18 protein-coding genes and 1 tRNA gene are annotated in these 22,056 nt (G+C 60.7%); 9 read left to right on the forward strand and 10 right to left on the reverse strand.

Annotated features, from left to right (window positions below):
* The first annotated feature begins 76 nt into the window (after positions 1 to 76).
* The 5 genes from HJB91_RS26330 (at position 77) to HJB91_RS26350 (ending at position 5,489) form a co-directional block, all read left to right on the forward strand.
* A complete protein-coding gene (locus tag HJB91_RS26330; RefSeq protein ID WP_210629685.1) occupies positions 77 to 754 on the forward strand; it encodes a TetR/AcrR family transcriptional regulator in 678 nt (225 codons plus the stop codon).
* Positions 755 to 885: 131 nt separating this feature from the next.
* Entirely contained in the window at positions 886 to 2,034 is a 1,149-nt protein-coding gene (locus HJB91_RS26335) for a Gfo/Idh/MocA family protein (protein WP_221156179.1), read from the forward strand.
* A 3-nt stretch (positions 2,035 to 2,037) separates the two neighbouring features.
* Positions 2,038 to 3,201: a dihydrodipicolinate synthase family protein gene (locus HJB91_RS26340; protein WP_210629687.1), complete on the forward strand. Its 1,164-nt coding sequence runs from the start codon at positions 2,038 to 2,040 to the stop codon at positions 3,199 to 3,201.
* Between the two features lie 30 nt (positions 3,202 to 3,231).
* Complete coding sequence (locus HJB91_RS26345) at positions 3,232 to 4,062, forward strand: sugar phosphate isomerase/epimerase (RefSeq protein WP_221147648.1); 831 nt, start codon at positions 3,232 to 3,234, stop codon at positions 4,060 to 4,062.
* 149 nt (positions 4,063 to 4,211) lie between these two features.
* Positions 4,212 to 5,489 (forward strand): Gfo/Idh/MocA family protein, encoded by a 1,278-nt coding sequence (locus HJB91_RS26350; protein WP_221156181.1) that lies wholly within the window; start codon positions 4,212 to 4,214, stop codon positions 5,487 to 5,489.
* A gap of 21 nt (positions 5,490 to 5,510) precedes the next feature.
* Here the strand turns inward: HJB91_RS26350 and HJB91_RS26355 are convergent, their stop codons facing one another.
* From HJB91_RS26355 to HJB91_RS26365, 3 genes are read right to left on the reverse strand one after another with little or no spacing between them, the layout of a single operon-like run.
* Entirely contained in the window at positions 5,511 to 6,521 is a 1,011-nt protein-coding gene (locus tag HJB91_RS26355) for a hydroxyacid dehydrogenase (RefSeq protein ID WP_210629690.1), read from the reverse strand.
* A complete protein-coding gene (locus HJB91_RS26360; protein ID WP_210631715.1) occupies positions 6,518 to 8,374 on the reverse strand; it encodes a DUF2264 domain-containing protein in 1,857 nt (618 codons plus the stop codon). Before HJB91_RS26360 ends, HJB91_RS26355 begins: the two co-directional genes overlap by 4 nt.
* 7 nt (positions 8,375 to 8,381) lie before the next feature.
* Positions 8,382 to 9,410: a LacI family DNA-binding transcriptional regulator gene (locus HJB91_RS26365; protein ID WP_221156183.1), complete on the reverse strand. Its 1,029-nt coding sequence runs from the start codon at positions 9,408 to 9,410 to the stop codon at positions 8,382 to 8,384.
* Between the two features lie 146 nt (positions 9,411 to 9,556).
* Between HJB91_RS26365 and HJB91_RS26370 the strand changes: the two genes are divergently transcribed.
* Positions 9,557 to 10,843: an ABC transporter substrate-binding protein gene (locus HJB91_RS26370; RefSeq protein ID WP_210629692.1), complete on the forward strand. Its 1,287-nt coding sequence runs from the start codon at positions 9,557 to 9,559 to the stop codon at positions 10,841 to 10,843.
* A gap of 60 nt (positions 10,844 to 10,903) precedes the next feature.
* Here HJB91_RS26370 and HJB91_RS26375 read toward each other — a convergent pair whose 3' ends face one another.
* The 5 genes from HJB91_RS26375 to HJB91_RS26395 are packed head-to-tail and all read right to left on the reverse strand — an operon-like array spanning position 10,904 to position 16,290.
* A complete protein-coding gene (locus tag HJB91_RS26375) occupies positions 10,904 to 11,875 on the reverse strand; it encodes a glycoside hydrolase family 26 protein (RefSeq protein WP_210629693.1) in 972 nt (323 codons plus the stop codon).
* Positions 11,876 to 11,878: 3 nt separating this feature from the next.
* A complete protein-coding gene (locus HJB91_RS26380; RefSeq protein WP_210629694.1) occupies positions 11,879 to 12,397 on the reverse strand; it encodes a DUF995 domain-containing protein in 519 nt (172 codons plus the stop codon).
* A 35-nt stretch (positions 12,398 to 12,432) separates the two neighbouring features.
* Positions 12,433 to 14,289, reverse strand: a complete 1,857-nt coding sequence (locus tag HJB91_RS26385; RefSeq protein ID WP_221156191.1) for a glycosyltransferase family 2 protein — start codon at positions 14,287 to 14,289, stop codon at positions 12,433 to 12,435.
* Entirely contained in the window at positions 14,286 to 15,269 is a 984-nt protein-coding gene (gene galE / locus HJB91_RS26390) for a UDP-glucose 4-epimerase GalE (RefSeq protein WP_210629696.1), read from the reverse strand. The genes HJB91_RS26385 and galE overlap by 4 nt, the downstream gene beginning before the upstream one ends.
* A gap of 1 nt (position 15,270) precedes the next feature.
* Positions 15,271 to 16,290 carry a UDP-glucuronic acid decarboxylase family protein gene (locus tag HJB91_RS26395; protein WP_221156193.1) on the reverse strand — a complete coding sequence of 340 codons (1,020 nt, stop codon included), beginning with the start codon at positions 16,288 to 16,290 and terminating at the stop codon, positions 15,271 to 15,273.
* A 385-nt stretch (positions 16,291 to 16,675) separates the two neighbouring features.
* On the opposite strand from HJB91_RS26395, the gene HJB91_RS26400 reads away from it, so the two are divergent.
* Positions 16,676 to 16,996 (forward strand): hypothetical protein, encoded by a 321-nt coding sequence (locus HJB91_RS26400; RefSeq protein ID WP_221156199.1) that lies wholly within the window; start codon positions 16,676 to 16,678, stop codon positions 16,994 to 16,996.
* 116 nt (positions 16,997 to 17,112) lie between these two features.
* On the opposite strand, the gene HJB91_RS26405 is transcribed toward HJB91_RS26400, so the two are convergent.
* A complete protein-coding gene (locus HJB91_RS26405) occupies positions 17,113 to 17,895 on the reverse strand; it encodes a response regulator transcription factor (RefSeq protein WP_221156195.1) in 783 nt (260 codons plus the stop codon).
* Positions 17,896 to 18,316: 421 nt separating this feature from the next.
* Here HJB91_RS26405 and HJB91_RS26410 point away from each other — a divergent pair, with 421 nt between their 5' ends.
* Entirely contained in the window at positions 18,317 to 18,466 is a 150-nt protein-coding gene (locus HJB91_RS26410; protein WP_221147644.1) for a hypothetical protein, read from the forward strand.
* Positions 18,467 to 18,495: 29 nt separating this feature from the next.
* A complete protein-coding gene (locus tag HJB91_RS26415; protein WP_210629701.1) occupies positions 18,496 to 21,915 on the forward strand; it encodes a DEAD/DEAH box helicase in 3,420 nt (1,139 codons plus the stop codon).
* Between the two features lie 51 nt (positions 21,916 to 21,966).
* Here the strand turns inward: HJB91_RS26415 and HJB91_RS26420 are convergent.
* A tRNA-Met gene (locus HJB91_RS26420) sits at positions 21,967 to 22,043 on the reverse strand.
* Between the last annotated feature and the right edge of the window lie 13 nt (positions 22,044 to 22,056).

Genomic DNA, 22,056 nt, shown 5'->3' on the forward strand with positions numbered 1-22,056 from the left:
GGCCTTTCCAAATTCGGTTTTTACAATTTCGCACCGAAGGCTTATGAGCGCAACATGTGACGACAGGGGTGGAGCGATGAACGATAGCGGGGGAAATAACGGAAAGAAGCAAGCTCGGCGACCGTCGATGGAACGGACGGCCCAACGCGATCCGGAGCGGACACGCGCGGCAATCCTCGATGCGGCAACCCGGGAATTCGCCGAAAACGGCATGGGCGGCGCCCGCGTCGACGCCATCGCCGAACGGGCCGGCACCAACAAGCGCATGCTCTACCACTATTTCGGCGACAAGGAGCAGCTCTACCTCAAGGTGCTCGAAGAGGCCTATGTCGGCATCCGCACGGCCGAACGCGCGCTGCATATCGGCGACCGCAGCCCCGAGGAAGGCATCGGCGAACTGGCGCTCTTCACCTGGCGTTATTTCCTCGAGCATCCCGAATTCCTGAGCCTGCTCGGCACCGAAAACCTGCATCGCGCCCGGTGGCTGCGCCAGTCCGTCCGGCTCAAGGAACTGCATTCGCATCTGATCGGCGAGCTGTCGCAGGTGCTCGAGCAGGGCAAGAAACAGGGTGTCTTCATCGAGACCGCCGATCCCCTGCACGTCTATCTGACGATCGCCTCGCTCGGCTATTTCTATCTTTCCAACCAGTACACGCTTTCGACGATCTTCGGCCGCGACCTGATCGAGCCGGCCAATCTCAGTGCCTGGGAAAGGCATATCGTCCACGTCACCCTCGCCTCGATCAAGCGCTGAACACTGAAAGCAGGATTTGGCTATTGACAGGCTCGCCGCTCTTCTGCCATCAAGTAACCGTTTAGTTACCGGCTTGGGAGGGCCGGGCGAGGACGCCCGCTCCCACCGCAAAAGATCGCAGGGAGGAAAATATGGCACGCTTGGGGATCATCTTGCACGGCGTCACCGGCCGCATGGGTTACAACCAGCACCTGGTGCGCTCTATCCTGGCCTTCCGCGACCAGGGCGGCATCACGCTGAAATCGGGCGAGAAACTCGAGATCGACCCGATCATCGTCGGCCGCAACGGCGCCAAGATGGAAGAGCTGGCGAAAAAGCACACCATCAAGCGCTGGTCGACCGATCTCGATGCTGCGCTGGCCAATCCCGACGATACGATCTTCTTCGATGCCGGCACGACGCTGATGCGCGCCGAGCTTCTGTCCAAGGCGCTCGACGCCGGCAAGCACGTCTATTGCGAAAAGCCGATTTCCGACGATCTGCAGGTTGCGATCGATCTCGCCCGCAAGGCACGGCGCTCCGGCCTCAAGCACGGCGTCGTGCAGGACAAGCTCTTCCTGCCCGGCCTGCGAAAGCTGGCGCTGCTGAAGGATTCCGGCTTCTTCGGCAAGATCCTCTCGGTGCGCGGCGAATTCGGCTACTGGGTCTTCGAAGGCCATTGGGGCGTGCCCGCCCAGCGCCCTTCCTGGAACTACCGCAAGGCCGACGGCGGCGGCATCATCCTCGATATGCTCTGCCACTGGCGCTACGTGCTGGACAACCTGTTCGGCGAGGTCAAGGCCGTCTCCTGCCTCGGCGCCACGCATATTCCGCGGCGCATCGACGAGCAGGGCAAGCCGTATGATTGCGACACCGACGATGCGGCCTATGCGACCTTCGAGCTCGACGGCGGGGCGATCGCCCAGATCAACTCCTCCTGGGCCGTTCGCGTGCGCCGCGACGACCTCGTCACCTTCCAGGTCGACGGCACGCATGGCTCGGCCGTCGCCGGCCTGACGAAATGCTGGAGCCAGCACCGTGTCAACACGCCGAAGCCGGTCTGGAATCCCGACCAGCCGCAGACGATCGACTTCTACAAGGCCTGGGATGAGGTTCCGGATACCCAGGCCTTCGACAATGGTTTCAAGGCGCAGTGGGAAATGTTCATCCGCCACGTGGTCGAAGACGCGCCGTGGCCCTACGGGCTGGAAGCCGGCGCCAAGGGCGTGCAGCTCGCCGAACTCGGGCTGAAATCCTGGGCCGAGCGCCGCTGGCTCGACGTCCCCGCACTGGAGTTCTGAGCCGTGAGCACGATCAACCTTCCCCTCGACGGCAAGATCGTTCCCTACGCGCTCGCCGGCACGCCGATCGAACTCAAAAAACGCGATGCCAAGAGCTTTCCGCGCATCGCCTTTGCCGCTGCCCATGTGGTCGCCGATCCGCTTGCCGACAACGATCCCTGGCTGACGCCGGCGATCGATTGGGAGCGGACGCTCGCCTTCCGGCACCGGCTCTGGGATCTCGGCCTCGGCGTCGCCGAAGCGATGGATACGGCACAGCGCGGCATGGGCCTCGGCTGGCCGGAAGCCCGCGACCTCATCCGCCGGGCGCTTGCCGAGGCGGCCGGCCGCAAGGACGCGCTGATCGCCTGCGGCGCCGGCACCGATCATCTGTCACCCGGTCCGGACGTGACCATCGACACGATCATCAGGGCCTATGAAGAGCAGATCGAAACGGTGGAGGCGGCCGGCGGCCGCATCATCCTGATGGCAAGTCGGGCGCTTGCCGTCGCGGCCAAGGGGCCGGACGACTATATCAGGGTCTATGACCGCATCCTTCGCCAGGTCAAGGAACCCGTCATCATCCACTGGCTGGGAGAAATGTTCGACCCGGCGCTCGAGGGATACTGGGGCAATGGCGATCACCTGAAGGCAATGGAAACGTGTCTGCAGGTGATCGAAGCCAATGCTGCAAAGGTCGACGGCATCAAGATCTCGCTGCTTTCCAAGGAGAAGGAAGTGACCATGCGCCGGCAACTGCCGAGATCCGTGCGCATGTATACCGGCGACGATTTCAACTATGCGGAATTGATCGCCGGCGACGAAGAGGGCCATTCCGACGCGCTGCTCGGCATTTTCGACGCCATCGCCCCGGCAGCTTCGGCTGCGCTCGACGCGCTCGGCCGCAAGAGCAACCACGAATTCTTCGACCTTCTCGAGCCGACCGTTCCGCTATCGCGCCACATCTTCAAGACGCCGACCCGCTTCTACAAGACCGGCGTCGTCTTCCTCGCCTATCTCAACGGTCTGCAAGATCATTTCGTCATGGTCGGCGGCCAGCAGAGCACCCGCTCGCTGGCGCATCTGGCCGAACTCTTCCGACTGGCCGACAAGGCGCGGGTTCTTGCTGATCCCGAACTCGCCGCAAGCCGCATGCGCCAGGTGCTCGCGGTCCACGGCGTCAACTGACGCCGCTATACCTGACGGAAGGAGAATGACATGCAGGTCGAAGGACTTTCGATCAATCTGGCGACGATCCGTGAGCAATGCGGCTTTGCCGAAGCCGTCGATACCTGCCTGAAACACGGCATCACCTCGATCGCGCCCTGGCGCGACCAGGTCGCCAAGGTCGGCCTCGACGAGGCGGTGCGGATCGTTAAATCGAACGGTATCAAGCTGACCGGCCTTTGCCGCGGCGGCTTCTTTCCGGCGGCAAACGAGGCCGACTGGCAGAAGAATCTCGACGACAACAGACGGGCCATCGACGAGGCGGCCGCCTTTTCCGCCGATTGCCTCGTGCTCGTCGTCGGTGGTTTGCCGGGTGCATCGAAAGATATCGTCGCGGCTCGTCAGATGGTACTCGACGGCATTGCCGCCGTGCTGCCGCATGCGCAGGCTGCCGGCGTGAAACTTGCAATCGAGCCGCTGCACCCGATGTATGCCGCCGACCGGGCCTGCGTGAACACGCTCGGCCAGGCGCTCGACATGTGCGAGCCGCTCGGCGAGGATGTCGGCGTGGCGATTGACGTCTACCATGTCTGGTGGGATCCCGATCTTGCCAACCAGATTGCTCGCGCCGGACGCATGAACCGTATCTTCGCCCATCACATCTGCGACTGGCTGGCGCCGACGAAGGACATGCTGCTTGACCGCGGCATGATGGGCGATGGCGTCATCGACCTGAAGGGCATAAGACGGATGATCGAAGCCGCCGGTTTCTTCGGCGCACAGGAAGTGGAGATCTTCTCGGCCGAAAACTGGTGGAAGCGTCCGGCCGACGAGGTGATCGCCACCTGCGTCGAGCGGTTCCGGAGCTGCTGCCAGATGTGATTCTTGAGCATTTCCGTTTTTCTTCGAAACACGAAAATGCTCTATCTCTTTGTTTTTACGCAATTCCGGACGCAAAAACCGCTGCACATTTTTGCTGGAATTGCTCTGAAATCCCATTGTTTCATCACGTATGAAAGAGGAGTCATTCGATGGAGAAACGCCGTTTTGCCCTGATCGGCACCGGTAACCGTGGCACCACCATGTGGGGCAAAGACCTGCTTGCCGGCTGGCGCGAACATGTCGATCTCACAGCCATCGTCGAAAAGAACGCGCTACGCGGCGAGCGCGCCCGCAACATGATCGGCAGCAATGCGCCGCTCTATGACAACATCGAATCCATGCTCGCCGAGCAGAAGCCGGATCTTGCCATCGTCTGCACGCCCGACCATACGCATGACGATATCATCGTGCGGGCGCTGGAATCCGGCATCGATGTCATCACCGAAAAGCCGATGACCACTTCGATCGAGAAAATTCGCCGGATTCTCGACGCCGAAAAACGCTCCGGCCGCCGGGTCGACGTCTCCTTCAACTATCGCTATGCGCCGACAGCCGCGAAGATCAAAGAGCTCCTGAACGCTGGTGAGATCGGCCGCGTGACCTCGGTTGATTTTCACTGGTACCTCAACACCAAGCACGGCGCTGATTATTTCCGCCGCTGGCATGCCTATACGGAAAATTCCGGCAGCCTGTTCGTCCACAAGGCCACCCACCATTTCGATCTGCTGAACTGGTATCTCGACAGCGATCCGGAAGCCGTCACCTCGTTTGCCGACCTGCAGAACTACGGCCGCAGGGGCCCGTTCCGCGGCCCCCGCTGCAAGCTCTGTCCGCACGCGCAGGAATGCGACTATTATCTCGATATCGAAAAGGATCCCTTTCTCGATCAGCTTTACGAGGATCCTTCGAAGATCGACGGCTATTTCCGAGACGGCTGCGTCTTCCGCGAAGATATCGACATTCCCGACACGATGGTCGTGTCCATCCGCTACCGCAACAACGTCCATGTCTCCTATTCGCTGAACACCTTCCAGCCGATCGAAGGCCATCACCTCGCCTTCAACGGTACCAAGGGACGTATCGAGCTTCGCCAGTATGAGGCTCAGCCCTGGGAGGTGCCGAAGGAAGACACGATCCTTCTCATTCGCAATTTCCCGAATGGGAAGGAGGCGGTGGAGCGCATCGTCGTGCCGCATTTCACCGGCGGCCATTACGGCGGCGACGATCGGATGCGCAACATGATCTTCAAGCCCGGCATGGAAGATCGGCTCGGCCAGCGCGCCGGCACACGGGCGGGCGCCATGTCCGTGCTCTGCGGCATTGCGGCGCTGACGAGCTCGCGCACCGGCAAGGTGGTCGATATCGCCGAGTTGATGCCCGAGCTTGCCAATGACGGCTCGCCCAATTCCTTGAGATCACCACGCTGACGCGTGTCCCTGACGGATGCGTCAGGCGATATTTTCGAGATCCTGCCGGCTGATCTGGTAGAGCAGCGGCCGGCCCGTTGTAAAACGCTCGACCTCGTCCGCCGCCATCGCACCGAGACGCGCCCGTTCCAGGCCGATGGCGCCGGCGATGTGCGGCGTCAGGAAGACATTGGGCAGATCGTAGAATGCCGAACCCACTTCCGGAATTTCCGGATCGGTGACGTCGATCACCGCGTCGATGCGGCCGGTCTTCAGCTCCGAAAGCAGGGCTGCCTCATCAATGAGGATTCCGCGCGCGGTGTTGATCAGCGTTGCCCCGTCCTTCATCAGCGACAGTCTTCGCGCATCGATCATATGCTGCGTCGACGGCAGCGACGGCGCGTGCAGGGAAACAATATCGGCTTGCCGCATCAATTCGTCGAGATCGACCTTTTCAGCTCCGAGACCGGCTGCTTCGGCGGCATCGAGCATGGGATCGAACAGCAGCAGCCTGTAGTCGAAAGGCTTCAGGAGTTCGATCACCCGCCTGCCGATGCGCGAGGCGCCGACGATGCCGAGGGTTCGGCCATAATTGCCGATCGCTTCGCGCTGCATCGGATAAGTCCGATCGCGATTGCGGTCGCCGACGTAAAGCTCGCGGAAGCGGAAGGCGCGTTTGCCGGCAAAAAGGATCGCGGCGAGCGTGAATTCGGCAACCGGCACGGCATTGGCCTCGGCCGCGTGGCTGACCGCGATGCCGGCTTCGAAGATGGCGTCATCGATGATGCCCTTGACCGTACCGGCCGCATGGACGACGAGGCGCAGCCGCGGCGCGACAGCAGGGATCTCAGGCCCGACACAGGGCGCACCCCAGCCGGTGATCAGGATTTCCGCTCGGGAAAGCAGGCGTCTCGCCCGCGCGTCGTCCAGCCGCTGCAGCGGCTCGGGATCAAGCAGGCGGCCGATCGCATCGAGCCGGCGCAGGATCTCATCGGGCAGGACATGCTCCGTGCGGGACGGCTCCATGGCAAGGACGATGGCCGGTCGGCTCATGGCATCTGACCCGGTGCTTCGATGGCGCTGACGGTCACGCCCTTTTCCCGCACCAGCGCCTGCAGCGCCGCAATATCGGGCGCTTTCGGCGGCTGCGTCCAGGCCGACGAGACGGCGGCGGGATCGTCGAGCGCCAGCACCGCCGTCACCAGGATGGTCTCGCCGGCCGGAATCTGACCGCGCAGTTGTGGCACGATGGTCTTGGCGACGATCACATTGGTGTTGGGTTGGGCCTTCTGCGCGAGCCCGACACGTTTGATCGAAGAGCCGAGATCGAGAATGCCGGTGAAATCGGCTTCACCGATCGCATAGGCTGCCCCCTCCGAGGCCGACAGCCGATCCTGCTCGAAGTCGCGGCGGCCGGTGGCAAAGCCGCCTTCGGCAATCCGCAGCGGCCGGCCCGACCTGATCCGGTGGAGGCGGATATGCCAGGGGGCGGCGGGCACGAGCCAGGTTTCGACTTCGGCATCGGGGAAGGGCGACCATCTCGAATGAAGCACATCACCCGCGAGCCGGGCTTCCTCATTCGTTTCACGCACGCGGTAGTGCAGGCCGTCATCGCTGAAGGCCAGCATCGAATCGAAGGCGGCCAGCGCAAAGCCGCGTTCATCGGACTCGACGCTGAAGCCGTACCGGGCCGAATATGCGAATTTCGCGTATTTCTCAGTGCCAAAACGCATCTGCAGGTTTTCCTGGCCAGAAGACAGCGCCACGACATCGCCGCCTGCCCGCATCAGAACCATGCCGGGATGACGCTGGGGAACGACCTCGGGCGCCGGCTCCGGCGCCTTCTCGCTGGCGGTCCAGAAGGGATGATCCCCAGCGATTGCGAGCGGCAGAAAGGCCTTCAAGGCCCAATAGGGCGAGCCGGCGGAGTTGTAGCTCTCCGACATCAGCAGGTTCGGGTAGCCGAATCCGATCGACAGAACGCCGTCACGATCGGCAATCGGCTTGTCCCTCCACCAGCGCAGATGCTGCAGGCAGAGATGCTTGACCTCGCCCCAGGGCAAAGCCTCGAGATCGGCAAAGGCGAGCGCCGACCAGAAGCCAGCGCAGGCAAAGCGATAGGTCAGGCTGCGGCCGAAGGGGATCGTCGCGCCGTCGGCGGCAAACCAGTGGCGGAAATCTCGGGCGAAGAAGATGGCGCGCTCGCGATAGCGTTTCGCATAATCGTCATCGACGAGCTTCGAATAGATCAGCCCGTAAAAATGCATGGCGAAGGGAATGTAGTGGTCGATGCGGCGCACGTTTCCGTCGCGATACCAGCCGTCGCCGATATAGAAGCCTTCGAGCTCCTGCAGATATTGCCGCGTCAGGCTGCGGTCGAAATCAACGCCGAGACGATCGAGGGCGATATCAACGAAGATGCGGAAAAATTTCCAGTTGTTGTCGGCATAGTCGAACTGCCTGGCATGTTTGAGATAGGCGACGACATTGCCACGGGCACGCGCATCAAGCGGCTCCCAGATCTTTTCCGGCACCAGCGCCAGGGCAAAGCCGAGGGCAGCAAGCTCGACCATCCGCTGATCCCGGCCGTTGACTGTTCCCCAATATTCGGGATGGGCGGGGTCGGTGCCGTTTGCGAGGCCTTCGGCAAAACGATGCCAATGGGCGAATTCTCCACCACCGGCGCCAAAAGGGGCCAATCCCCAGAGCGGGCGGGCGAAACCCTCGAGATCGGCGGCCGCCCGATCGAAATGGGCGGCGAGACCACTGAGCCTGACGCGGGCATTGCCCTTGGAAAAACAGGGAAGCAGCGGATCGAAGAGCGCGAGCAGAGCGCGGCTCATATCGGCGCGGCTTTCCAGCGGATTGCCGGCAAGCGGATTGGCGCTGGCGGGATCATAGGTCATCGGCACCTCACGGGTTCTCGGCATTGGCAACGGTCCCTCCCGGAACGGGAACGACCGCCTGGCAGATGTGGCGCGCAGCCGCTGTTCGGTTGCGGAACCGGGTGAGCATCATCGACACAGCCTCGCGCCCGAGGGCAGCCCGATCGACCCGCATGGTGGAAAGCCGCGGATTGGTCATCAATGCGCAGGGCAGATCATCAAAGCCGACAATCGCGAAATCGTCCGGCACTCGCAGGCCGGCTTCGGTGACCGCCTCCAATACGCCGACGGCAATGAAATCATTCATGCAGAACGCCGCGGTGAAGCCGGCATTCTCGGCAAGAACTGCCGCGGTGCGTTCATGAGCCTCGCGGCTTGCGCTACCCTGCAGCGCCAGCGAAACGAATCGTCCTTCGGCGCCGGGGACGGCGGAGATCGCCGCCTCGAAGCCACGAATGCGCTCCCGAATCGTATGGCGGTGAGAGCCGCTCAGATGCAGGATACGGCGATGGCCAGCCCTCGTCAGCCGGCTGGCCGCCTCGTAGGCCCCAAAGAAATTAGCCGGCGAAACACCGTCGAACTGCATCCTGGGATCAGCGCCATTGACAAGCACGGTCGGCGTCATGGTGGCCCGCAGCCAATCACGCAGAGTGTCGTTGGGATCGATGCCGACGAGAAAAAGACCCTGGGCACCCGCCGCCTGCATATAGTCGCGCAGGGCATCCGGCGTGATTCGATCCTCGCGGACCATGCGAATTTCGAAGGGCATGCCCGCTTCGGCGGCTCCGGTACGCAAGCCGTCGACGATCGCTTCGTAGAAGACGCTGAGCCCGCCGGTGACGCCGTCGCTGGCAATCAGCGCCAGCCCGCCGGCAACGGCTTCGGCAGCAGGTTTGACCGGATAACCGTGTTCGGCGGCCACCTTCAATATCTGCCGCCGGACGGTTTCGCTGATCCCAGGTTCGTTGGCGAGCACGCGCGACACGGTCGAAACGGAGACGCCGGCCAATGTGGCTATGTCGGCCTGTCGCAGCCGTCTGACTTTTTCATCGCTCATAGGCAAACTTTATGCAAATAATGCAAATTTGCAATACCAGAGTTATTTCTTGCAATAAATTCTTTTTTGCGTAACCTGTCTCACGAAAATGCCGGACGACGCCATGGAGGATGGCAGCGGACATATTGGGACAAGGGAGGATACCGATGCAGGTCAATCGCCGTTCATTTCTGATGGGTTCAGCCGGTGCATTCGCCGGCCTTGCCTTTGGCGCCGGAAGCGCCGTCCCGGCCTTTGCCGAAGACACGCAGCTGCGAGCCATGTGGTGGGGGTCGAACGACCGCGCCAAGCGGACGCTCGACGTCGCCAAACTCTACCAGTCGAAAACGCCCGGCGTGACGATCATCGGTGAATCGCTTTCGGGCGACGGCTACTGGACGAAGCTCGCCACGCAGATGGCCGGCCGCTCGATCGCTGACGTCTTTCAGCTCGAGCCCGGAACCATCTCCGATTATTCCAAGCGCGGCGCCTGCATGCCGCTCGACGAATTCGTCCCCTCGACGTTGAAGGTTCAGTCCTTCGGTGCCGACGTGCTGAAACTGACCACCATCGACGGGAAACTCTACGGTGTCGGCCTCGGCCTCAACTCTTTCTCAATGTTCTTCGACACGGTGGAATTCGAAAAGGCAGGCATTCCGGTGCCGACACCCGACCTGACGTGGGATGAATATGCCAAGCTCGCGGTGGAACTCGGCAAGTCCTCGGGCAAGGCAGGCGGCCCTTATGCGGCCCGCTACGCCTATGTCTTCGATGCCTGGCTGCGCCAGCGCGGCAAAAGCCTCTTTGCTAAGGAAACGGTCGGTCTCGGTTTCACGGCCGACGATGCCACGGAGTGGTTCGACTATTGGGAGAAGCTGCGCAAGGCAGGAGGCACCGTTGCTGCCGACGTCCAGACGCTCGATCAGAACACCATCGACACCAACGCCCTCGGTCTCGGCAAATCGGTGATCGGCATGGCCTATTCCAACCAGATGATCGGCTATCAGCTGATCATCAAGAACAAAATCGGCATCACCATGCTGCCGCGGGAAAGGAAGGGCGGGCCGTCGGGCCACTATTACCGCCCTGCGCTGATCTGGAGTGTCGGCGCCACGACAAGGAATGGCGAAGCGGCCGCGAAATTTATCGACTTCTTCGTCAACGACATCGAAGCCGGCAAGATTCTCGGCGTCGAGCGCGGCGTGCCGATGTCGCCGGCCGTGCGTGAAGCCATTCTACCGCAGCTGAACCCGACTGAGCAGGAAACGGTCAAATACGTCAATATGCTCAAGGATCAGGTCGGCGAATATCCGCCGCCGGTGCCGATGGGTGCAACGCAATTCGACCAGCGCGTGCTGCGCCCGATCTGCGACGAACTCGCCTTCGAACGGACCTCGCCCGCCGATGCGGCGACCCGGCTCGTCGAAGAGGGTAAGGCAACGCTCAAGGGATGATCGCCTGCCTGATATGAAAGGAGAGGGCCGCAAACCCCGGCGGGCCTCTCCCTCGCAACATCAGTTGGCCGCCAAGCTCTCGACCACGCGCCAGTCAGGCCGGCCGAGATTGAACGGCCAGGCGTTCACGTCCCGGTCATTGAAATAGACCACTTCCCGAAGGTTCGGGAAGGCGCCCTGCTTCAGAGTCGCGGTGTCGATCCAGGGCCTCATATAGGCGTCGCCGCCTTCGTAGCCGAGCTCTGCGACCCAGATGGGCTTTCCGTAGCCGGCGACGAGATCATACCCCTGCTTCAGCGCCTCCGAAAAGGTCCGGTGCGTGTTGTAAGCAAGTTCATCATAGCGCTCCAGCCCGAAGACCGACAATCCGACGAGATCGACATAATCGTCGCCGGGATAGTAGTCCTGCAGGCCCGGCAGGCCCTTCGGCGACCACATTATTTCGGTGCCGGGCGCCTCCTCGCGGAGGATGTCCATCATTCTTTTGTAGGCGGTGATATAGTCTTGCGGGTCCCAGCCGGCCCACGAAAACCGCCCGGATTTGTCTTCCATCTCCTGTCCCCAGCGGAGGATCACGGGGCTTTTCAGCTGGGATATCATTTGCGCGATCGCCCGCATGTTGACATCGTAGTCGCCGCGCAGAACCTTTGCGCGAAGCTCGCCCGAGGTCAGCCGCCAATCGACATCCCAGGACCAAGGCTCCACCGTTATCAGCAGGTTGCGGCCCCTGGCCAGCGCATAGGCATCCGCGATGCGCAGCGTCTCCAGGTCAACGTCTTCCCACGGCAAGAACAGAGCTTCGGTCGAAACGTTGGCCTGAGCGCCGAAATCCCCATGCGGGTCGTAGGCGCCGAACTTGATGCCATCGGCATGAACGACCGGGCGTTTGTCGATGATCGTCCGCGCGCTCGCCGCCGGGTTCGACGCAATGCCCGCATATTGCACCTCACTTCGGCCCGGCAGTTCCGCGACGCACAACAGCAGCAGCGCGATGGCGGCGGTGGAGAGGTGATTTTTCGTCAGCTTCTTCATGGCTCACCCTCCTTTTCGGGCTATTTCCTGATGCAGCAGGAGCTGCTTCAGGTCATACGCCTTGGCGCTGACGGTATCCGTGGAGACGAGCTTGCGGAATTCGTCATCCTGGCGCACCGAAGAATGGCGGAAGACGTACCAATCGCCGTCGGGCTGACGGCGCTGGTAGATCGTGTTGCCGATCTTGCGGTGACCGAAACAGGTGCTGGCACGCGCTGCTCCCTCGGCATTCGTCCAGGTCGCGCGCATGCAGAGCTGGCCGAGATCGTCGACCACCCATTTGCCTTCGGCGAAGGACTGCTTGCCCTTGTCGTTGGTCCAGGCCACGAACCGCCGGCCCTCATCGAAGAAACGGCCGCCGCCGGTGCCCCAGGTCCAGGTCTTGTCACCGTAGATACGATAGAGTTCATAGGCGCTGAGCGGTGTCGGCGGCTTCTTAGCGGCCTCGGCAGCTTGCGCCACCACAGGCAGGCACAGGCTGAGAGCCAGGGCTATGCCATACAGTCTCGGTCCGATGCTCATTGTATACTCCTCTCGACACATGCCGGTTGGCCGGTTCAAACACCCTGTTGGTCCCGTCCCGTGCTTCCGAATCCATTCCACCTGAGGCGAAACTTCACGGTCCTGGTCTTGCCGAGCCCGGCCCCGGCGACGGCAAATTGCGATTGGCTGAAACTGACAAGCGTCTGGCCATGAGAAAGGGCTTCGAGGCCGCGCAGACCGTGATTGCCCGCCTGCATGCCGCCGGTGACACAGATCGCCAAACCCATGGCCGTCGCGAACCAAAGGCCGCGCGATTGCGGCAGCAGCGGCAGGCCGTTCTCGATCGCATGGCGAATGACGATCAGCACCGTCAACGACAGATAGATCGCGAGGTTCATCGCGGCGAAAAGATAGAAGCCCTGAGCGGCGGCCTCGCCGGCGAGCGCCATGGCTGCGGCGCAAAGCCCCGCGAGAGCAAGATAGGGCGCAACGACACGCAGCGGCAAAGACTGCTGCTGCTGCTTTCCCTTCGGGGTGATGCGAAAGTCGACGAAAGAACCGGAGACATGGTCGCGAATGGCGGCCAGGCTGCCGGCCAGCGACCATGGCCAGCGCAGAAAGATGAAGGCGAGCCCTTCCCAGCCAAACAGTTTCGCATCGCACGGCCGGAAAGTTCCCGTGGCCCGCCAGAAGAAAGCAAAGAGCGCCAGCACGATCGATATCGGCGCGAAATGCAGCAGAAAATCCGGATAGGTCACGTCGACGAAGACCTGGCCCGTCAGCAAGGCGGCCACCGGCAGCAGGAACGTCACTGCCATGACGGTGGAGAAGAGCGGATACCACAGCTGCGAAAAGACGAACTGGAATTTCAGCCGCCAGGGCAGATGGATGACATAGCGGCGGGAATATTGCAGCAGGATGGTGACGAGGCTGCGCGACCACTGGAATTCCTGCACGGCGAGATCGACGAAATTCGCCGGGCCGTCGCCATGAGCGATCGCATCGATCGCGTGGACGCCGCGCCAGCCGCCGGCGTTCATCATCAGCGTGGTCGAATGATCTTCGGCAAGCTCGGGCCCAAGGCCCCCGATCTGGCGAAGGGCTGATGTGCGGACCGCATAGTGGGAGCCGATGCAAAGGGGCGCCCAGCCATTGTTGTAACCGGTCTGCAGCGAGCCGTGCAGACTTGCCTCTGCGTAGAGCCTGCCGCGCGCGACCCAACTCGCCGCGGCATTCGCATCACAGATGCTGGGAGCGGAAACATAGCCGACGCCAGGATCGGCGAAGGGGCGCAGGACTTCACGGAGATAAGTCGGTGTCGGCACATGATCGGCATCGAACTGGGCGACGAAATCGTAACGCGCATAACCGAAATGGTCGTAGAAATAGGCAAGATTGCCTTCCTTGCACCGCGTCCGGCGCGGCCAGGTCGTGCGGTGATACTCCGCCACGCCCTTTCGCGTCGAGATCAGCACGCCGTGCTCGGCGCACCAGCGTCTGGTTTCCGCGGAAGGATCCTCGTCGGCCAGCCAGACATCGAAGTCGACACCGGTCTGATCGAGCATCGCCTGAAGCGTGGCGCGGACGACGGCAAAGGGCTCGGACGGCGCCTTGGTGACGACCATCGCCACGCGTCCTTCCGGCAGCCGGGCGCGCGAACTGATCGCTCTCGCATCGAGGAAGATCAGGATGAAATAGGCAGGCACAAGCGTGATCCAGGCAAGCACGACGGTGACGAGCACGAAGGCTGACCAGGAGATGATATGGGCGGACTGACACCACCAGATCCAGAAATAGCCGAGTGCCGCCAGCCAGCAGAAGATGCCGAAACCATAGGCGACACGCTTCCGACCGGTGAAAACCGGGTTGAATGCATCAGCGGCGGCTTTCGCCGTCCTGATCCGGTGATCGATCTCCGAAACCAGGCTCATGCCGTCACCTCCAGCCCGAAGGTGGGTCCGGCCGTGCGGATGATGGTGTCGAGATCCGAAAGAGCCGGCACGAAGCCGAGCTCTGCTTTGGCCCGAGCCGTATTGGCAAAGAGGATCGGCGGATCGCCGGGGCGGCGAGCGCGATAACGGACGGGGACTTCGCGGCCGCTGGCGCGATAGACCGCGTCGAGGATCTCGCGCACTGACGTGCCGCGGCCGGAACCGAGATTGACGCTGAGCGAGGCGCCGTCTGCGATCAGGTGGTTGACGGCGGCCAAATGCGCCTGCGCAAGATCGCTGACATGGATATAGTCGCGAACACAGGTTCCGTCCTCGGTCGAATAGTCGGTGCCGAAGATATCGAGCCGCTCCAGCCTGCCGGCGGCAGCCAGGAGGGCGCGAGGAATGAGATGTGTCTCGGGCTCGTGACGCTCAGAAAGCTCGCCCTCCGGGTCGGCGCCGGCCGCGTTGAAATAACGCAGGGCGGCGAAGCGGATGCCGTAGGCGGCAGCAAAATCCTCGAGCGCCATCTCGAAGATCAGCTTGGTGCGGCCATATGGATTGACCGGTTGCTGCAGGCTTTCCTCCCGTACCGGCAACGAGGCGGGAACGCCATAGGTGGCGCAGCTGCTCGAAAAGACGATCTTGTCGATGTCCTGGTCGAGACAGGCCTCGAGCAGCGTGAGACTGCCGACGACATTGTTGCGGTAATATTTCCTCGGCATGTCGACGGATTCGCCGACATAGGCGTTGGCGCCGCAATGGATGACGCAATCCGGCGAAAATTCAGCCATCGTCTGGCGTAGCGCGGCTGCGTCGCCGAGCTCACCGCGGACGAGCGGGCCCCAGCGGACACTGTCGGCATGTCCGGTCGAGAGGTTGTCGTAGGTAACCGGAATCATCCCGACGCGCGACAGCGCTTTGCAGATGTGACTTCCTATGAAACCGGCGCCGCCGGTGACGAGAATATAGCGGGGCATCTCATACAGCCTCCGCCTGCTTCGTCCCGGCTAGCAGGCCGTCGAAATATTCGACCGTGCGCGCCAAGCCGGCTTCGAGCTCGATATGAGGCTGCCATGCCAGCTCCGTCTTCGCCCGGGAGATGTCCGGCCGCCGCTGGCGGGGATCGTCGACGACAGCAGGCAGGTGAACGATGCGGGAACGCGAATTCGTGAGGTCCCGGATGATCTCCGCCAAGCGTCGAACGGTGAACTCGCCCGGGTTACCGAGATTGATCGGGCCGTGGCATGCACTGCCGGAGGCCGAGAAACGCAGGAAACCTTCGACAAGATCATCGACATAACAGAAAGAGCGGGTCTGCTGGCCGTCGCCGTAGATGGTCAGGTCGGCGTTGCGCAGGGCCTGCACGATGAAGTTGGAGACCACCCGGCCGTCATCCAGGCGCATGCGCGGGCCGTAGGTGTTGAAGATGCGGCCGACCTTGATGTCGACGCCGTAGGTCCTGTGGTAGTCGAAGAACAGGGTTTCGGCGCTGCGTTTTCCCTCGTCGTAACAGGCGCGCGGTCCGATGGAGTTGACATTGCCGCAATAGGATTCGCGCTGCGGGCTCTGGGTCGGGTCGCCATAGACTTCCGAGGTCGACGACTGAACGACGATCGCGCCCGTCTTTCGCGCGCAGTCCAATGTGTTGACGGCGCCAAGTACGTTGGTGAGCAGGGTACCCACCGGGTCCCGTTGGTAGTCGGGCGGAGAGGCCGGCGAGGCGAAGTTGAAGATCAGCGACGCTTCGATATCGAAGGGCTGACGGACATCGTGCTCGATGATGCGAAAGCGGGGGTTCGACGCGAGATGCTCGACATTCGCACGGCGGCCGGTCGAAAAATTGTCAAGGCATATGACGCTGTGGCCGCCCAGCAGAAGCCTTTCACAGAGATGCGAGCCAAGAAAGCCGGCTCCGCCATTTACAAGAGCGGTGCCCAGATACTTGAGCACCGCCATGTTCTTTACTTCAGAGCCTTCGCCGGGAACGAAACTACGCATTACAAACTCCTCCCCACGGTTTAGTCTTTTGTTTTATGGATACGCTTCACACCCCCTTACCTGGATGGATATTCACGCAACTAAGCACAAATACTTGAATAAACCTCCAAGGTTATTCTTCATTTAGCTCATTTACTATTGAAATGATAGGGAGATTGTTACCGTGGTCAACTTTAAAGGCGCAAAATATCCCAAATAATTACACGGTTGTTCTTCAGAATAACAAATGATTAATCATTTTACTTGTTTTCTCACGTAAAACGGGAATCGTGCCGCTGCTCAAGCTTTGCTCAATAAATACGAGATAGAAGAGGGGAGAGGTCGGTCGCGCAGAACTGCACGACCAGTCTTGCATCCGGAAGCGTCATATGCGAGGGATCTGGTCATGTTTAAAAATCGGGCCGCAGCCCAGCCGAAAGGCTGGCGTCCATTTCATTTTGCGATGCTTGCCGGGGGAGCGACGCTTCTTGCGATCGGAGCGACGGCTTGTGCGGTTGACGACGACATGGCGGTCATCGCGAAAAAGAATGTTGTCGTCGTCGAGACGCCGTCCGTGTCGAAGGCCTTTACCTACCCAGAAAAACGAACTGCTCGGCCGACTGCGGCACGAGCCCACATCGTCGCCTATCACGGGTCCGCGCGCTATATCTGCTCTCCAAGCGGCTTCGGGCAGAAGTCGCGCTGCTTTGCGCGTCCCTCGATCTGAAGCAAAAGCGCCGCTGCATATTCCTTAAATCGGAATCGATTTAAGGATAGAACTAGGCTCAACGCAAAAGTGAGACAACGCTCGTTGCGCGCATGAAAAGCGCGTGGCGCAATCGGTCAGTTGCGCCACCGGCTGGACATGTCGTCATCGCCGACCGGATGGTCGTTGAAGAAGCGGGACGCTGCTTCCGTGCGGTTTCGGACGTTCATCTTCTTATAGATGTTGCGGACGTGAACCTTCACCGTGTTTTCGGAAAGATGCAGCTTGTCGGCAATAATCTTGTTCTGCGTCCCCTTGCAGATGAGATCCAGGATCTGAACCTCCCGGGTCGTCAAGGCGGAGATGCTGTCGCGTCTCAGCTTGAGCGCATTGTTGCGGGCGGCATCAACCGATTTGGTCTGATAAAGTGAGGGCTCCAGCTGGGCCCCCTTATTGGTGAGGCGGTTGAGAAGCGCCGAGGGAAAATGCTCCCCGCCTTTCATCAGCAGATCCACCGCGGCCATGAAGACATCAAGTCGAAGATTAAGCGGCAGGACGCCGTCGATGATCCTTGCCTCCACCAAACGGCTGACATAAGGTTCCATCATGTCGATGGCCTCGACGACAAGTCCGATCGAGGTTTCCGGGTGATTTTCTCTGACCGCCTGCAGCGCGTCTTGCAGCTCAGGCGCAGGTATATGGTAAAATAAAACGAGCTTTATATCGCTGGTATCCTTTTCCAGCATCGGATTTGCGTTCGCTATGCTTGGCACATCGCAATTGGGAAATTTCTTTGCCAGCGCTTCCACCATGCATTCTGAAAACAAATCAGCCTGGGCTACTACAAGGATAGTATCTGCGGATGGGCTAGACTTTCTTGTCTGGTCCGCATTCTCCATTCCTGAGCCTGTCATGAACATATACGCCTCCCCTAGCGGTACACTTTACTCAAACATGTAGCGATGTCAGGTATAAGATAGTATGAAATGCCGGTCCTATTGTGTCATCGCCTTCTTCTTTAGACATTTCTTAATTATGTTAATACGGATTGAGAAGGAAGGAAATGGCCCAAAGTGATTAGTTTTAGGGAGCGAGAAACAATAAGATACTGCGTATCGGTTGTATTTTTGTCCATCCTTATACTTCGAGGTTATATTTGCCCCCACTATAGATGATCCAGTGAATGTAATGTTTCAGTACAAATTGTAATATTTTTGCGATCTGCCCTGAAGATTACGAGACAAGCGAAACGCTCGCGAGGTGGCGCTCAACCCGGTGATGCCTGGCAGAAGCCTCGCATTCCGGCTGCTTCGCAGGGCTGATATCGTGCCGGAGACCCTCGTGGGCTGGAACAGGGGGCGCCTGCAAGGTGAAGAAAGGCGGCCGCGTCTGCACTGGCACGCTTGCGCGGCTGTTGAAATGCACCCGACCGGGCGCATCATCACCATGCTCTTTGATTTTGAGCTGCAATCGCTGCTAAAAGAGGCGTGAGCCTATTTTGCACTCCTCAGTGAGACGTCATGCAGATTGATGCGGACAGGGCGGAACGGGAACGGCTTCTGGCCATTCTCGATTTCTGGCATAAAATCGAGTTTTTCATACCTTATGATCTCTCCAGTCGCCTTGTCTCCGGCGAAGGACGGACCGTTTTCTGGCTACATGCAGAGACGCTCTTGCAGGACAGCGCTGCACTCAGCCGTCCTGTCATACCCGAGGAGAAGCAGATCACCGGCTTTACCCTGTTCCTCGGCGTTTTCAGCAAATCCGAGATTGCCGAGATCCGCAGGCACTTCGACAGCGCTGCGGTCGACATTGCCGAGTATGAGGATGCCGAACGCGGCGATCTCGATGGCGATACCTGCTTTGCCAGCCTGCAGCTTACTCCGCTCGGACAGCCGATGTTCGAAACATTTTCCGTCTCGACGCTTCCGTGGGCCCTCGGACGGGTACGGAAAACCGGTCTCTCCTCGCTCAGCCATGAGGCATTTGCAGACGGCAAGCGGCAGCTGTCGGAATTACTTCAGAACTTTCAGGCGCAGCGACAGCTGGGATCTTCATCCTTCGAGGCTGCCGCCGATCAGCCGATCGATGCCGTCGAAATCCTGGCGCTGCACGAATTGCTCTGCGATTGGGCGGGTTTTGCCTCGCGCCAGGAAAAGCCCATCGCCGCCGTTGAAATCCGCTACCGCGACAGGGCGGAAAGACCCGAGCTGATCTCGTTGCCGCCTCAACAGGAGGACCATGCATCCAATGCCGACGAGGAAGACGAAAGTGCAAGCCTTGATGAAGACATTGGCATTCTGAACAGCTTCTTCATCGAGGATATCGAACGGGCGATGATCTGCGTCAAGCAGGGCAATATCCCGGAGCCGCTCCGGCGGTACCTCAACCCGCCGGCAGGTGAAAATCGGGTCGACCTTTATTCGGAGGAAGGGCGCCGGTCGATCATTCGGGCGCTGCATCCCGGCAATCTCAACCGTGGACGCTGGCTGAGCGAGCCTCACCTTGCAATGAGCCTCATGCAACAGTTCGCGATCAATTCGGCGATCGGCGGCCTGTCGGAAACGGGATTGTTCTCAGTCAACGGCCCGCCGGGCACCGGAAAGACGACCCTGCTTCGAGACATGTTCGCCGACAATATCGTTCGGCGCGCCCGGGTGCTCTCCTCCTTGACGATGGCGCGCGACGCCTTTGACGGAACGCTGCGCCGTGTCGGTTTTGCGGATCGGAGCACCGCCTCCATATCCGCGCTGATCCCGGCTCTTGCCGGGTTCGAAATGGTCGTCGCCTCCTCCAACAATGCCGCCGTGGAGAATATTTCGCGCGACCTTCCCAAGCAGAGCTCGATCGCAAGGACATCTTCATTTCAATATCTGCAGACGGTCGCGCACAAGATCGCCTGCCAGAAAGACAATGGAGCGGTCATCAAGCTCTCCGACGGCGATCGCCCGTGGGGGTTGATCGCCTGTGCGCTCGGCAACTCCAGAAACCGCCGAGCCTTCAAGGAACGTTTCGCCTTCATGGAAATCGCCGAAAGGCCGAAGCCCGGCTGGTCGGGCGCCGCAAAGCCGCAGACCATCTGGGAATGGTTGAAGAGCTATGAGGGGCCAAGCTTTGCCGAAGCGGCATCGGCTTTTCATGCCGCCGACGAGATGGTTCGCGAAAAGATCGGCCAATATGCGCGTTATGCCGATCTCCGCGATGAAATAGCACCCGTTTCGCAGGATGCATTCTGCCGCGAGGCGCTTGAGAGGGTGGCCGCCGCCGCGGACGAAGTTTTGCATGCGCAGAACCGATGCGAGATGCTGGCGACCGAAATGCGCCGCATCGCCGACGGTTTGGCTTATCTGAAGGAGGAGCAACAGTTGCTCGACCGCAGCGCTCCTGCACGATGGAAGAGGGTGCTCTCGACCAACCCGGCCCGGCAGCATCGGCAAGACGTCATCGGCAATGCGCGGAAGCAGCTGGAACTGCGTAAAGCGCTGGCCGAATGCGAAGATCGGCTTGCAAAAACCGAAAGACCCGCGCTGGAACTGGCTTTGCGAGCGCATGACCGGGCCGAACGGTCCCTGCGGTCACGACGAAAAATCTGGTCTGCGAAAAAGGAGGAACTCGAGCGGCTGGGGGAAATTCTCGATCGTCCCACCGCACCGGAGCGTCTCACCGATCTCGATAAGGATCAGGTGCAGATCGACGGTCTCTGGCATCAGGACGAACTGGCGGCTCTGCGTTCGGCATTGCTGGAAGCAGCGCTGACGCTGCATGAAGCTTGGTTGGCCGATGTCGGCAGGAAGGGCGGAGGTTTTGGCGGAAATATCGTTGCCATCACCAAGCTGCTTTCCAACAACAATCCCGTCGATGACAAACACATCGCATCGATCTGGCAGAGCCTTTTCATGATCGTTCCGATCGTCTCCACGACGTTCGCGTCCTTTGCCAAGCAGTTCCGCGGGCTCAAGCCCGGCTCGATCGGCTGGGTCTTCATCGATGAAGCCGGCCAAGCGGTGCCGCAGGCGGCGGTCGGGGCTTTGTTGCGGGCGCGCCGCGTCATGGTGATCGGCGATCCCTTGCAGATCGAACCGGTTTTCACGCTTCCGAGCGCGCTGATTTCAGGCGCCTCGGCTCTTTCACCCCACACGGCGGCAGGTCAATATTCGCCGAACAGGGCGTCGGTGCAGATGCTGGCCGATGCCGCCAATCGCTACGGAACGACGCTTCAGGGCGAAGAGGCAGATCGGCTCTGGATCGGCAGCCCACTCAGGGTGCATCGACGCTGCATCGATCCGATGTTCAGCCTTGCCAATCAGATCGCCTATCAGAACAAGATGATCTTCGGGCTGCACGAGCGCCGACCGGCCGGCGACGCATCGCCCTTTTATGGCGACAGCGCCTGGATCGACATCAAGGGCAAGGTATCGGGCAAACAGGCCGTTGCCGAGCAGACCGACTTCATCGTCGACCTCCTCGCCTCGACTTATCGCCGAGACGGTGCATTGCCGGACATCTACCTCATCTCCCCGTTCAAGGAGATCAAGACCAGTTTGAGACGGGCTCTTTTCCATGCGGTCTGGATCGACCAAGACGGATATGCGCGCGGATCTCCAGCGAAACTGCAGAAATGGCTTCAGGAACGGGTCGGCACGGTTCACACCTTCCAGGGCAAGGAAGAAGATATCGTTTTCATGGTCCTCGGCGCCGATGCCGAGCATCGCGGAGCGGCCGGCTGGGCCGCATCCAAGCCAAACCTGTTGAACGTGGCGCTGACGCGCGCCAAGCGTCGTTTCTACATCGTCGGCGACCGCACGCTCTGGCAAACGCTCCCCTATTTCAGGGAAGCAGCAAATGCATTGCAGACGATCCGGCCCGCGGAATTCCTGGCCCGCAACGAGCTGAACGTGAGAGATCGGACTCCGGCGCCGTTCGCTGAACGCATGCTTTGACGTTTCCCGGAAACACAAAAAGCCCGCACGAGGCGGGCTTTTTGGGAAGATTGGTTGCGGGGGCAGGATTTGAACCTGCGGCCTTCAGGTTATGAGCCTGACGAGCTACCGGGCTGCTCCACCCCGCGATATTTCATTCCG

Source organism: Rhizobium sp. NLR10b (assembly GCF_019685435.1).
GTDB lineage: Bacteria > Pseudomonadota > Alphaproteobacteria > Rhizobiales > Rhizobiaceae > Rhizobium.